At 69.5% G+C, this 13,621-nt stretch carries 9 protein-coding genes; 2 read left to right on the top strand and 7 right to left on the bottom strand.

Going from position 1 to position 13,621, the window contains the following annotated elements:
- Positions 1-109: 109 nt before the first annotated feature.
- The 7 genes from AAFP35_RS06720 to AAFP35_RS06690 all read right to left on the bottom strand — a co-directional run bounded on the left by AAFP35_RS06720 (position 110) and on the right by AAFP35_RS06690 (position 12,446).
- Entirely contained in the window at positions 110-400 is a 291-nt protein-coding gene (locus AAFP35_RS06720) for a WhiB family transcriptional regulator (RefSeq protein WP_419220769.1), read from the bottom strand.
- A gap of 556 nt (positions 401-956) precedes the next feature.
- Positions 957-3,005, bottom strand: a complete 2,049-nt coding sequence (locus tag AAFP35_RS06715; protein ID WP_419220768.1) for an ATP-dependent helicase — start codon at positions 3,003-3,005, stop codon at positions 957-959.
- 79 nt (positions 3,006-3,084) lie between these two features.
- Positions 3,085-3,369, bottom strand: a complete 285-nt coding sequence (locus AAFP35_RS06710) for a mycoredoxin (protein ID WP_419220767.1) — start codon at positions 3,367-3,369, stop codon at positions 3,085-3,087.
- A 48-nt stretch (positions 3,370-3,417) separates the two neighbouring features.
- Positions 3,418-4,386, bottom strand: a complete 969-nt coding sequence (gene nudC / locus AAFP35_RS06705) for an NAD(+) diphosphatase (protein WP_419220766.1) — start codon at positions 4,384-4,386, stop codon at positions 3,418-3,420.
- The gene (locus AAFP35_RS06700; RefSeq protein ID WP_419220765.1) at positions 4,383-5,453 is read right to left on the bottom strand and encodes a potassium channel family protein; all 1,071 of its coding nucleotides are present in this window, start codon (positions 5,451-5,453) and stop codon (positions 4,383-4,385) included. The genes nudC and AAFP35_RS06700 overlap by 4 nt, the downstream gene beginning before the upstream one ends.
- A gap of 53 nt (positions 5,454-5,506) precedes the next feature.
- Positions 5,507-8,893, bottom strand: coding sequence for an ATP-dependent helicase (locus AAFP35_RS06695; RefSeq protein WP_419220764.1), 3,387 nt, complete (start codon positions 8,891-8,893; stop codon positions 5,507-5,509).
- A complete protein-coding gene (locus AAFP35_RS06690; protein ID WP_419220763.1) occupies positions 8,886-12,446 on the bottom strand; it encodes an ATP-dependent helicase in 3,561 nt (1,186 codons plus the stop codon). Before AAFP35_RS06690 ends, AAFP35_RS06695 begins: the two co-directional genes overlap by 8 nt.
- A gap of 55 nt (positions 12,447-12,501) precedes the next feature.
- Between AAFP35_RS06690 and AAFP35_RS06685 the strand changes: the two genes are divergently transcribed.
- The gene (locus tag AAFP35_RS06685) at positions 12,502-13,302 is read left to right on the top strand and encodes an alpha/beta fold hydrolase (protein ID WP_419220762.1); all 801 of its coding nucleotides are present in this window, start codon (positions 12,502-12,504) and stop codon (positions 13,300-13,302) included.
- Between the two features lies 1 nt (position 13,303).
- Positions 13,304-13,606: an MGMT family protein gene (locus tag AAFP35_RS06680; protein WP_419220761.1), complete on the top strand. Its 303-nt coding sequence runs from the start codon at positions 13,304-13,306 to the stop codon at positions 13,604-13,606.
- Positions 13,607-13,621: the final 15 nt, after the last annotated feature.

Raw genomic sequence — 13,621 nt, 5'->3', positions numbered from 1 at the left:
ACGTCTACTCCATCCCCACGCCCACCGCCACGAGGTGTCTCACCACCATCCTGGCAACCGACGTGTAACACTCGCTCTAGCCTGGAGCATCCGCGTTTGGTCTGACCGGTCACGCAACGGACTTACGCGGACGGCCGCGAGGCCGCTTGCGCGCGATCACCGTTCCGCGCTCGAAGATCTCCCCGCCCCAGACACCCCAGGGCTCGGCGCGGTCGAGTGCCGCCTGTAGGCAGGCCTGCTGCAGAGGGCACTCGGCGCACATCGCCTTGGCGCGCTCCAGGTCTCGGGGGTCCTCGGCGAACCACAGATCGGCGTCGGTCACCTGGCAGGGCAGGTCCAGACGGCCGACCGTCATGTGGCCCGCCGGAAGACAGGATTCGAGAACGCAATCGACAGTCATTCTTTTCTCCACATCTGCTCGTGTTTGGGTGTTGGAACCCGGAGACCTCGATGTGGCTGGTGCGCGCCGTCTCGTCATCGACGAGAAAACAGCGGACACATGCAACAAGAAGGGCCACGGGTTTCGCCTCTGCGATTCGCCCGTGGCCCGAAGGAAGCGGAGTTATCGACTCCGCAGACTTCGTATCTGCACGGGGAACCGCTGCGGCGCTCGCACTGCGGCGGTCGTGAGACCTGCCGGGGCTACGCGCGCGTCGGCGGGATGCGGTGCCATCGGTCGCACACGGGTCGCATCGACCCAGGAGCGGTCGCGACGGGCACACACGGCTGCCGCAATCGGCTTGGCCACAGGCACGCTGACGCCGGCCTGCATCTTGATTCCGTTCACTGGTCCGCTCCTTTCCGTGCTCGTGGGCTTCCACATCTGAGGGCTTCGTTACGGACAAACGAAGATCACCCCGTGCTGACCAATTCAGGGTAGGTGGTCGCGTACGAATCGCACAACCTATTTTTGACCTGCAGTTATTCCGTCACCGCCGGGGGCGTCGGCACATCTGTCAGCGGGCGCGCGACCCACCGTGCAGAACGCCGAGGAGTTCGTCGCCGAACTGCTCCAGTTTCACCGGACCGATTCCGGGGATGGCACCGAGCGCTGCCACATCCGACGGACGTTCCTCGGCGATCGCGTCGAGCATGGCATCGGTGAGGACGGCCCGCTCCCGCACACCTCGACGACGAGCGTGATCGGACCGCCAGGATCGCAGTGCGGTCACGAGTTCGTCGTCGCGTTCCTCGGACCGGCAGCTGCCGCATCGACGACGCACACGCGACTCCGGATTCACCAGCTCGGCACCGCACACGGTGCATCGCCCGCTGCGGCGCGGATCGAGGTCGATTCCGTCGAGGAATCGGGTGCGCCGACGGGTGGCCCGGGCCGAACCCGAGCGCGACAGACTCCACGACAGGTACAGATGCTCACGCGCCCGGGTGATCCCCACGTAGAAGAGCCGACGCTCCTCGTCGATCGCACCCGACCCCTTGTCGATCGCCTGCATGATGGGTACCGACCCGTCGGTGAGTCCGACGAGGAACACCGCATCCCACTCCAGCCCCTTCGCGGCATGGAGCGACGCCAAGGTGACGCCCGGCCGGGTCGGCGTGTGACGTTCCTCGGCACGCATCGTGAGCTCCGCGACGACCCGACTCAGCGGCATCGTCGGCTGGTCGACCAGCACATCGGCGACGACGGACATCAAGGCGCGCAACGATTCCCAACGCGCCTTGGCTTGCGGGCCGACCGGTTCGGTGTCGCCGAGCCCCAGCGGCGCGAGGACTGCACGAACCACTCTGGCGGTCTCGACCCCGGCCGGCAGATCGTCGCGCTGCGCGGCCGCGCGGAGCTTGCCCATGGCCTGGACGATCTCGGTACGGGTGAAAAACGCCTCCGAGCCGCGCACCTGATAGGGGATGCCGGCTTCGGTGAGGGCCTCCTCGAACCGCTCGGACTGCGCGTTGACCCGGTAGAGGACCGCGATCTCCGCAGGCTCGGTGCCCGCGTTGATCAGGTGCTTGATCTGGGCGGCCACGCCGTGCGCCTCGCGGAGTTCGTCGGCGAACTCGGCAGGCCGAGGCACCGGTCCGTGCGGGCGCTGACCGATCAGTTCCAGCCGGGTGCCGGGCGCGCGCTCGTCGGTGGCGGCGATGACCTGGTTCGCCAACCTCACCACCTCCGGGGTGGAACGGTAGTCGCGTTCCAGCCGCACCAGGGTGGCGTCCGGGTAGCGACGGGTGAAGTCCAGCAGATGGGCGGCGGTGGCACCGGTGAAGGAGTAGATGGTCTGGTTCGCGTCGCCGACGACGGTGAGGTTGTCACGCTCCCCCAACCAGACGTCGAGCAACTGCTGCTGGACGGGTGTGATGTCCTGGTACTCGTCGACCACGAAACATCGGTAGCGAGAACGGAAGTCGGCGGCGACGGCAGGGTCGGCGAGTAACTCCGCGGCGTAGATGATCAGGTCGTCGAAGTCCAGGAGCAGATGTGCGCCATCACGTTTCGCGCTCTCATAGGTCTCGAAGACCGAGGCAACGGCCTCGGCCGGGAACGCGACGTCGCGTCGGGCGGCCTGCGCGGCCGCGACGTAGCCCTCCGGCGTCGTCAACGATCCTTTGGCCCATTCGATCTCGGAGGCGAGATCGCGAAGTGACTCCGTGGTGGTGGCCAGGCCGACGTGATGCGCGGCGCGGGCGACCACCGGGAGCTTGTTGGCGAGCAGTTCCCAGGTGAGCTCGCGCGGCCAGAAGTATCGGAGTTGACGCAGTGCCGCGGCGTGAAAGGTCTGAGCCTGCACCGAGTTCCCGGGCCCTGCGATGCCGAGTGCACGCAGCCGCCCACGCAGTTCGCCTGCGGCGCGGGTGGTGAAGGTGACCGCGAGTACCTGCGACGGGTTCACCTGACCGCTGTCGATCAGGTGGGCGATGCGATGGGTGATGGTGCGGGTCTTACCTGTTCCGGCACCGGCCAGGACACACACCGGCCCGCGTGGGGCGAGCACCGCGCGCTGCTGTTCGGGGTCGAGCCCCTCGAGGATGCGGTGGTGATCGGGCACCGGTCCACTATGCCATTCGTCGCGGACACCATCGCCGGAGGAAGCCTCCCTCGACAGTGACCGCAGCGATCAGCCCCGCTCAGACGCCGAGCTTGGCCTTCACGTCGGCGATCGACGGGTTGGTGGCGGTGGTGCCGTCGGCGTACAGCACGGTCGGCACGACATGATTGCCGCCGTTGACACTGCCGACGAACTCCGCGGCATCCGGGTTGAGTTCGATGTCGACCTCCTGCCACGTCAGTCCGAGGCTCTTCAAGCCGGTCTTGAGGCGTGCGCAGAAACCACACCAACTGGTGGTGTACATGGTCAGCTCACCGGTGCCCGGGACTCGGGCCGAGGCGTCGTCGTCGATCACATTGCTCATGACACCCATAACAGCACGGACAGCCCGACTGTTCCCAGCCCGGCCGACTCACCGATCGGCGTATGCCCAGGCCGAGATCAGTGCACGTGCGATCGAGATGGAGCCCGGCAGTCGGAGCCGTCTGCCGTCGGAGGCGGTGCCCACCGCCCCGTCACCGCGCACCCAGTCGCCACCCTCTTCGAGAGCGTCGATGACCTCGGCGCGATCGAACCAGTCGGCGTCACCGATCTCACCGTCGATGAAGTCCAGCGGCTGCGTGGGATCACCGATCGCAGCGAACCCCAGCATCAACGACCGCGGGAACGGCCAGGGCTGGCTGCCCAGGTAGCGGGGCTCGCGCACGGTGATGCCGACCTCCTCGTGCACCTCCCGGATCACGCATTGTTCGAGCGACTCCCCCGGCTCGACGAAACCCGCCAGCGTGGAATACCACCCGTCCGGCCACACCGACTGCCGCCCCAGCAGCACGCGGTCGCCGCCGTCGTGGACGACGGTGATGATGGCCGGGTCGGTCCGCGGGAACTCGTCGACACCGGTGTCTGCGTGACGACGGACCCAGCCACCGCGCGCCGGCACCGTGACCGAGCCGTCGACCGGCGAAAACCGTGCGGTCGCATGCCAATTCAAGATTCCCAGCGCGGTGGTCAGCAGGCCGGCCTCGTCGGCGTCGAGCCCGTGCGCGCCCCGGCGCGGGTCATCGGTCGGACCGTCGACGTGATCGACGCGGCGGGTCCACAGGTCGCGCCCGGCATTGCGCTCGTCCGCCCCCACACCGAGGAAGACGGCGTCGGCGACCGGCGCGATCCCCAGCGTGGTCGCGTCCTGCCAGTGCAGCCGGCCCTCGTCGGTCACCGGGTAGCGGCCGTCGCGGTCCACCAGCAACACGCGGGCCTGTGCCCACCCGGCGAGCATCCGGTCGGGATCGTCGCGGATCTCGTCGGCGCGGTCGAACGTGGCGCGCGACAACATCGGCGGCTCGGACAGGGTGAACTCCGGTGTGGTCCCGGGACCGGTCATTCCGCACCACCTTTACGGACGTAGAGCAGGCGGTCGCCCACTTCGATCTGCTCGACCTCGCTGTCGTCGACGCGGTGCAGCACCCCGTTGCGCACCACGCCGAGGACGATGTCACGGGTGTGGGCGGGTGAGCCGCCGGATTCTGTCGGTTCCACCTCGCGCTCGGCGATCGCGTAACCGGCGTCGGGGGTGAGCAGGTCCTCGATGACCTCCACCACCGACGGTGTCATCGTCGCGATGCCGAGCAACCGGCCTGCCGTCTCCGACGACACGACGACCGAATTGGCGCCGGACTGTCGCATCAGGTGGGTGTTCTCCGATTCCCGGATCGACGCCACGATCTTGGCGCGCGGGTTGAGCTCGCGGGCGGTCAGGGTGGCGAGCACCGCGGTGTCGTCGCGGTTGGCGGCGACCACGATGCTGGACGCGTGGGCGACACCGGCCAGGCGCAGCACATCCGACTTGGTGGCGTCACCGCGCACGGTGACCAACCCCTCGGCGGCCGCGGCCTCCAGGACGTCCGGATCCGCATCGACGACGACGATCTCGGCGGCTTTGACGCCGTCCCCGATCATGGCGTCGACGGCGGTCCGCCCCTTGGTGCCGTACCCGATGACGACCGTGTGATTACGCACGCTGTTCCTCCACCGCTGGATCTTGAGCGCCTGTCGTGAACGTTCGGTCAGCACCTCCAGCGTCGTGCCGATGAGCACGATCAGGAACAACACCCGTAGCGGGGTGATGATCAGGAGGTTGATCAGACGCGCGGACGGCGAAAAGGGCGTGATGTCGCCGTAGCCCGTCGTCGACAGCGTGACCGCCGAGTAGTACATCGCGTCGAGAAACGACAGCGGGTTCTCCTGGACGTCCCGGTAACCGTCGCGATCGAGATAGACGATGATCGCCGTCGCGAACAGTGCGACGACCGCGAACACGACCCGCTTGCCGATGGCGCGCCCCGGGCTCTGCTGCAGTTCCGGGATCCGGACGACGCCGACCAGCGCATAGTCGGGTCGATCGTTGAGTTCGTCGCCACGCAGGCGTCGGCGAAAACCGCGCCTGGCCATCAATGGGCCCGCCGATGCATCAGGAGACGCTGCGTCACACAGGGCAATCTAACTCACTTCGCCAACATCGCGGCGAGTGACGTGCGGTCGGGCAGCTCGTCGGGCTCCAACGTGTAACCGGAACGGACATAATGGAACGCCGCACGCACCTTCTCGACGGGCACCTCGGCGAGCTGCGCCCACGCGATCCGATACGCGGCGAGCTGGACGAACAGCGACTCGCGTCGCGCCGGCTCCGGAACCGACCCGGTCTTCCAGTCCACCACCAACCATCGGCCGTCCGGTTCGGCGAACACCGCGTCGATCCGGCCGCGAATCACCGTGGGACCGATGACGGTCTCGAACGGGACCTCCACCTCCGTCGGGCTGCGCTGTGCCCACCGCGACGCCAGGAACGCGTCGCGCAGCTGATCGAGATCGGCGTCGGGGGCGGCGGTGGCGTCGGCCGCCCCGGGCAGCTCGTCGACGTCGAGCAGACGCGTCGCGCCGAACCAGCGCTCCACCCAGGCGTGGAAGGCGGTGCCACGGCGGGCGGTGGGATTGGGCTGATACGGCACCGGTCGTCGTAACCTGCGCGCGAACGCCCCCTCGTCGGTGTCGAGCTCGACCAGTTGACTCACCGACAGGTGGGTCGGCAGTGCGACGTCGACCTCGGCCCGATTCGCGCTGTGGAACTCGTCGAGCAGGGCGTCGACCTCGGCGCGCCACGCCGCGATCTCGACATCGTGCCCATCGTCGGAGGACGCCGATGCCGCCGTTTCGTCCGACGTGGCGCTCGTCGGGGCGTCGAACAACGCGGGCGTGTCCCGGGCGGCGACCGCCTCGGTGACCAGACGGGCGGCCTCGGTCACCGCGTCGCGCCTGTCCCCCAACGCATCTCGAGGCCACGGCGCGCTGATCACCTCCTCCGCCAGCGGATTGGCGGTGTCGGCGGGCGGCTCCGGTGCGTCGACGTCGATCACCAAGCCGTCCGAGTCGATCGTCGGATCGGCGATCGCGTCGCCGACGATGACGCGCAGCTCGTCGAAGAACTCCGACCCTCCACGCGGCTTGTCACCCGATTCCGACCAGTGATGGGCACACACCAGCAGCGATTCCTTGGCGCGGGTGAGCGCCACGTAGAGCAGCCTGCGGTCCTCTTCGAGACGTCGTTGCGAGATCGCCTCCTTGTGCTCGGTCAGTGCGGCCTCGAGCTCCTTGCGGTCGGCCACCGACCGTAGGTCGAGCGGCGGGAAGCCCTCGCTGTTGGCGCCGTCGGCGAGGTCGCCGCGCAGACTCGCGGGCAGTTCCTTGGCGCTGCCGAGCCACGTGCTGTCGGCGCGGCCGCCCGGGAAGATGCCCCGACACAGATGAGGCAGCACCACCACGTCCCACTCCAACCCTTTGGCGGCGTGCACGGTGAGGATCTGCACCCGTTGCTCGGCGACCTCGATCCGACCGGGTTCGAGCCCCTTCTCGATGGTCTCTGCGGTGTCCAGGAAGGCGAGCAGGCCGGGCAGATTCGCGCCGGCCCGGTCGGCATACGCGGTCACGTACTCCGCGAACGCGTCGAGATGTTCACGGCCGGTGATCGCGCCGCGCATCCGGTGCGCACGGATCTGCGCCTCCACGGCCACGCCGGTCGTGTGTTCGACGTCGGCGACCAGTTCGGGCAGCGGCTGCCCGATGCGACGCCGCAGCGATTCCAGCTGCGCCCCGAACGCACGTATCCGCGCATAACCCTCGGTGCTGTAACGCGCGGGATCCCCGGGATCGACGATGGCGTCGGCGATCCCGGCCCGATCGACCACCTCGGTGGGCAGCACGGCGTCGAGGGCCTCGTCGAGTTGTTCCCGGGAGGTCACGACGCCGGTGGACACGGCGTAGTCGACCGCGGCCAGCTCGGTGGCACGGCGCCACAACACGGCGAGATCGGCCGCCCCGAGCTGCCAGCGCGCCCCGGTCAGCAACCGCATGGCGGCGGTGCCCGCCATCGGGTCGGCGATCACCCGCAGCATCGCGACGATGTCCTCGATCTCGGGGACGTGCAGCAATCCGCCGATACCGACGACCTCGGCAGGGATGCCGCGGCTCTCCAGTTCGGCCGCGATCGGCGCCGAGTCCTCGTTGCGACGCACAAGGATCGCTGTGGTCGGCGGCGGATCGCCGGCGGCCTCCGCGGTCCGATAGTGGCGTTCGACGTGGTCGGCGATCCAGGTGCGCTCGTCGACGACGGTCTCGGTGAGCGCGAGGTGCACGGTGCCCGACGGCGCATCCGGACGCGGACGCAGCACACTCACCGGGATGCCGCGACGACGCAGTTCGTCGGAGGTCTCGTTGGCCAGCCGCAGGGAGTGCACCGAGTTGCGCCAACTGGTCAGCAGTTCCAGACGCTCCGCGGGCTTGCCGTCGGAACGACGGAAATCGGCGGTGAAGCGCGGCAGATTGGCCGCCGACGCCCCGCGCCACCCGTAGATCGACTGGATCGGATCCCCCACCGCGGTGACCGCCACCGAGGCCCCGCGCGTGCCGCCGAGATCCCCGAACAGGGTCGCGAGCAGGATGCGTTGGGAGTGTCCGGTGTCCTGATACTCGTCGAGCAGCACCGCCCGAAACGATTCACGTTCGGCGGCAACGACTTCCGGATTCCGCATGACCAGCCGGGCGGCCAGCGACATCTGGCTGCCGAAATCCAGCGACGACGCCGCACGCATCGTCTGGGCCAACGCCTCGACCATCGGTAGCAACTCACGTCGCTCGTCGATGACGTCACGCACCTTGAGCAGTGCCTGGGTCGGGGTGTCGCGCTGTCTCGGGCCCTTCGGGAGGGTCTCGATCATCTGATACAGATCGTCACCCGCACGACGCAGGTCGTCGAGATCGACGAGATGTTCGGACATCTCGCCGTAGAGCTTGAGCACCGCTTCGGTGACGCTGGCCGGGACCTTGGTGGTATGCAGCTCGCCGGTCCACCCGGACACCACCGAGAACGCCATCTGCCACAACTCGGTCTCCGACAGCAAGGTCGAGTTGGGTTCCACCGGCAGCAGCAGACCGTAGTCGGAGATGAGCCGCCCGGCGTAGGCGTGGTAGGTGCTGACCTCCGGATCGCCCCCGGACAACCGGGCCCGGACGGTGCCGTCGGGATCCCAGCGCCGCAACGCGGGCGAACCGGCCAGCATCGACAGACGACGACGGATGCGAGCACCCAGTTCGCTGGCCGCCTTACGGGTGAAGGTGAGGCCCAAGATCTCGTCGGGTGTGACGAGGCCGTTGGCCACCAGCCACACCACCCGCGAGGCCATCGTCTCCGTCTTGCCCGCCCCGGCGCCCGCGACCACGAGGATCGGTTCCATCGGCGCCTCGATCACGGCCACCTGCTCCGGGGTCGGCGGAGGCAGTCCGAGGGCGGCGGCCAACGACATCGCCGACACCACGGGCCGGGTCTGCCGGTCAGTCATCGATCACCGCCTTGCCGCGCAATTGGGCGGGACAACTCGTTTTCAGGGCGCAGTGTGCACACCCGGGATTGTGGGTGGCCGCGAAACCGGGCCCCACGCTGGCCCGAGCAGCGGTGCGCACCACGGAGATCCATTCGTCGACCAGATCGGGGGTCAATGCATCCTGGGCCCGTTCGGTGGCCCCGGTGTTCTTGTTCGGCGCGGACACGTACACCAGACGTCCACCGCCGGGTTCGGATCGCTGCGACCCGTCGACCCCGCCCAGGGCGAGCGCGAGCTGGTAGGTCGCCAACTGTGCGTGATCCTGCGCGTCGGACTTGGTGATCGCGGTCTTCGCCGTCTTGACGTCCACCACCACCGGCCGTCCCTGCCCGTCGCGTTCCAATCGGTCGATGCGGCCACGCAGGCGCACCGGGATGTCGGTGCCGTCGTCGGCGGCCGGATCGGGTGGCACGGTCGCATCGATGTCGGCCTCCACGCCGATCTCGGACAGGTCGTCCCGCGAGAAACGAAGCCAGTCACGGAAATTGGTCAGCATCCCCTCCGCCCGTTCGAGTTCACGCACGGAGTACCAGGCGGCACCGGTGTCCACACGATCCCAGATGCCGCGCAGCGCGGCGGTCACCTCGGCCGGCTCGATCCGGCCGGCGACCGCCTGCACGAGTGTGTGCACCAGCGTGCCGGTCAGCGCCGGGGTGCCGTCGCCGTCGCGACCGCCGTGCCGTTCCAGTGCCCAACGCAGTGAGCAGCGGGTCAACGACTCGACATTCGACGGCGACAACAGCACCGGGCCACGTCCGGGCGTCCACAACGGGTTGTCGGTGCTGGGGCCCGCGAGGCCGTACCAATGCTTGGGCGCCGCGCCCGGAATGTCCGAATCTGCCAGCCGCGCCAACAGTTCCGCCGCCGCACGAGCCCGGGGTGACGGTTCGTCGCCGCCGTTGCGCAACCGCTCCCCCGCGTCCGCGACGACGGCAGACCGCAGCGTCGCGATGAGCGACGGCAACGACAACACGCGGTCGACACCGGGATCGAGCGGCAGGTCGGTCGGGCTCGGCGGGGCGTCGAGATCGCCCTGCACCGACCGGGGATCGATCGCCTCGGCGATCTCCGGGACGAACCGCGACGGGGACGCATCGCCACCACCGTCGTCGACCGCGGTCACCAACAGCCGCCGCCGCGCACGGGTGCACGCCACCAGCAGGAGTCTGCGCTCGTCGGCCAGCGCCGACGCGGTGCGCGCCACCGTGTCCAGGGCTTCGGGGTCGACGCCGTCGAGCAGGTCGACGAGTTGTCCGGTCGCCAACACACTGCCGCGGCTGCGCAACGACGGCCACAGACCGTCGAGCACGCCGGCCACCGCCACCACTTCCCACTGCCGCCCGGCCGCCGCGTGCGCCGACAGGACGGTGACGGACTCCGCCGCCGCCCCGGTGAGCCGACTGTCCCGAGGGATCTGGAGCGCGGCGAGGTAGCGGACGAAGCCCGCAGGGCCCGCAGCGGGCAGTGTGTCGGTGAAGTTCGCCGCCGCCTCGAACATGGCCATCACCGCATCGAGGTCACGATCGGCCTGCTCGCCCGCCGGCCCGCCGCGAATCGCCCCGGCGGCCCATCGCCGCTCCAGACCGGTGGCCTGCCATGCGGCCCACAGGGTTTCCTCCACACCTCGCTGAGCACGATGGGCGGCATCCGCGGCATCGGCCACCGCCAGCACCCGTGCCAGCGGCCGGGCCTCCGTCTCCGACAACACGGCCAGGTACCGCCTGCCGAGCTCACGATCGAGGAGCGCACGGCGCAGCGCCAGCAACGAGTCGGTGGCCGCGCCGCCGTCGCCGTCGTGCTCGTCGTGACGGCGGACACCGCGTCGGAGCCGTCGCATGGCACCCGGGTCGGCACCGCCGACCGGGCCCGAGAACAGCGCCACCGCGTCGTCGACACCGAAGATCTCGGCGGCCTCGTCGTCGGCGAGACCACGAGCCGCGACGACGCGGAGCACCTGCATCAACGCGGCGACGGCCCGTTGCCGATGCAGCGGCAGATCGCTCGTCGGTGTGGTGACCGGTACGCCGGCCGAGCGGAACGCCCGTCGCAGCGACGGCAGGGTCAACGACACCGATCGCACGATCACCGCCATCTGCGACCACGGCACATCCGCGAACAGGTGAGCGCGGCGCAGGAGGTCCGCGATCGCCGTGGCTTCCTTGGCCGACGAACTGAACACCTTGACCGCGGCGCCACCGAACTCGTCGTCGGCGACGTGGGGTGCGTCCGGTTGCCCCGGCTCGAGAGGCGCCGGGTACGGGTGCGGGCGGCGGCCCGGCAACCGCGCGGTGAGCGCCGCACCGACGGCGGCAATGGCCGGATGGTTACGGAACGTGGTGTCCAGCAGGATGTCCCGATCCGAATCCGACTGCACCAGCTCCTCGACGAACCGCGGGCTCGCACCGCGGAACCCGAAGACCGACTGGTCGGTGTCGGCCGTCACGATCGTCGACTCCGTGCCGGTGCCGATCAACGTGACCAGTGCCGCGGCCTGCGGGTCGAGGTGCTGCGCGTCGTCGACGAGCAAGTGCCGGATACGGCGCCGCTGGCCCTCGAGCAGCTCGGGATCGGTGGCGAACGCGGAGAGTGCCGACCCCACCAGCTCGGCGGCATCGACCGCGGGCGCGGATGCTCCCGGGGCGTCGGCCCCCACCGCACCGCGCAGCAGCATGTTCTGTTCGTACTGAGCATAGGCGCGCCCGGCCGCGACCCATTCCGGACGTCGGTGCCTGCGCCCGAGCTTGGTGAGCTCTTCGGGACCGATCCCGCGTTCGGCCGCACGCATCATCAGATCCCGCAGCGCCTGGGCGAATCCGTCGGTGCCCAACGCGGGCCGCAACCGTTCCGGCCAGTACAGGGCACCGTCCTCGAGGTCACCGGCCAGCAGCTCACGCAGCACCATGTCCTGTTCGGAGCCGGTGATCAGCCGGGGCGGCGGATTGCCGTGCGTGCTCGCCTGCAGGCGCAGGATCGCGAAGGCGTACGAATGCACGGTGCGCACCAACGGTTCCCGCAGCGCGTGCACCCCGCCCTCGGCCCGCGACTCGGTGGCCGCGAGCACCCGCCGGGTGATCTCCTCGCGCAGCGTGGCCGCCGCCCGGCGCGACGAGGCCAGCACCAGAACCGATTCCGGGTCCACACCCGGGTGCAGCAGGCGCGCGACCGCGGCATCCACCACGAGCGATGTCTTGCCGGTCCCCGGACCCCCGTGCACGCGAACGGGAGACCACGGCCGTTCCGGATCCGCCGACATCGCGCCGTCGATCACCGCCTGCACGTGCGCAGGCCAATGCCTCGCCCCGGCCGTCTCCGATGCCGTGGCGACCAGTCGGGCACGCAACGCGGTGCCGGCGCCGGAACCCGACTGAGCTCTAGAACCAGACTGGGCTCGAGAACCAGACTGGACCCGCGAACCAGACTGGACCCGCGAACCAGACTGGGCCCGCGAACCCGACTGGGCCCGCGAACCCGACTGGGCTCCGGAACCCGACTGGGCGCTGCGACTTGCCATGCCACCATGGAATCACGCGGCGCCGACACCGCCGCGCGTACGGCAGGATGGCCACATGCCTCTGCACACCTCGTTGTTCGGGCCTGCCCTGCCCGACACCCCGACCGTGCTCGCCGTCCACGGGTTGACCGGCCACGGTCGTCGCTGGGAGTCACTGGCGCGCGATCACCTCGCCGATCTGCGTGTCGTCGCTCCCGACCTCATCGGCCACGGATACTCGCCGTGGGAGCCGCCGTGGTCGTACGACGATCAGGTCGACGCGCTCGTCGAGGTGGTCGACGAGCACATCGGTCCATGGGCGCGGCCGTTCGTCGTGGTCGGCCACTCGTACGGCGGCGCGGTCGCGATTCGTCTGACGCAGCGTCTGGGCGCCGACGTCGTCGACGGTCTGGTGCTGCTCGATCCGGCACAGGGTCTCGATCCCGCCTGGACCCTGGAGGTGGCCACCGACAGCCTCACGCATTGGGACTATGCCGACGCCGCAGCGGCCAGGTCCGCCAAACGTGCCGAGGGCTGGGCGGACATACCGGATATCCTGCTGGACAAGGAGATCGACGACCATCTCATCGACCTACCGAACGGCCGAGTCGGATGGCGGGTCAGCGCTCCCGCGTGTGCGGCGGCCTGGAACGACATGGCGCGACCGGCCGCGCTGCCACCGCCGGGGACACCCACGTCGATCGTCGTCGCCGACCGGGTCGACCCGCCGTTTGTGCGACCCGACTTCCTGGCTGCCTGCGCCGCCGAACGCGCAGGATCCGTCGAGGTGATCCACGCCGACTGCGAGCACATGGTGCCCTTCCTGGCCCCCGACCTGACCGCCGGGTTGATCCGCGCCATGCTCGATCGGGCCTGACATGGCAGCTGTCACCGAGGACGAGGTGGAGCAGGTCCGCGCGCTGGTCGCGGCCATCCCGGTCGGCCAGGTCACCACCTACGGCGACCTTGCAGGCGCCGTCGGGCTCTCCAGCCCGCGCATCGTCGGCTGGATCATGCGCACCGACTCCGCGGATCTGCCCTGGCACCGGGTCATCTCGGCGAGCGGCAAGCCGGCCGCCCACCTGGCCGGTCGACAACTCGAACGCCTACGCGCCGAAGGCGTTCCGGTCCGCGACGGGAAGGTCGTGCTACGCGAATGCCGCTGGTCCCCCGCTTCCTGATCGCACGCGCCGGCG

This window comes from Gordonia sp. CPCC 206044 (assembly GCF_048537895.1).
Lineage (GTDB): Bacteria > Actinomycetota > Actinomycetes > Mycobacteriales > Mycobacteriaceae > Gordonia.
The sequence above is the reverse complement of the archived record's forward strand: the minus strand, read 5'-3'. Positions and strand labels throughout refer to the sequence as shown.

Coding starts and splice junctions, on each gene's coding strand:
- AAFP35_RS06720 (WP_419220769.1), bottom strand. CDS start 400: ATGACTGTCGATTGCGTTCTCGAATCCTGTCTTCCGGCGGGCCACATG.
- AAFP35_RS06710 (WP_419220767.1), bottom strand. CDS start 3,369: ATGAGCAATGTGATCGACGACGACGCCTCGGCCCGAGTCCCGGGCACC.
- nudC (WP_419220766.1), bottom strand. CDS start 4,386: ATGACCGGTCCCGGGACCACACCGGAGTTCACCCTGTCCGAGCCGCCG.
- AAFP35_RS06700 (WP_419220765.1), bottom strand. CDS start 5,453: ATGGCCAGGCGCGGTTTTCGCCGACGCCTGCGTGGCGACGAACTCAAC.
- AAFP35_RS06695 (WP_419220764.1), bottom strand. CDS start 8,893: ATGACTGACCGGCAGACCCGGCCCGTGGTGTCGGCGATGTCGTTGGCC.
- AAFP35_RS06690 (WP_419220763.1), bottom strand. CDS start 12,446: ATGGCAAGTCGCAGCGCCCAGTCGGGTTCCGGAGCCCAGTCGGGTTCG.
- AAFP35_RS06685 (WP_419220762.1), top strand. CDS start 12,502: ATGCCTCTGCACACCTCGTTGTTCGGGCCTGCCCTGCCCGACACCCCG.
- AAFP35_RS06680 (WP_419220761.1), top strand. CDS start 13,304: ATGGCAGCTGTCACCGAGGACGAGGTGGAGCAGGTCCGCGCGCTGGTC.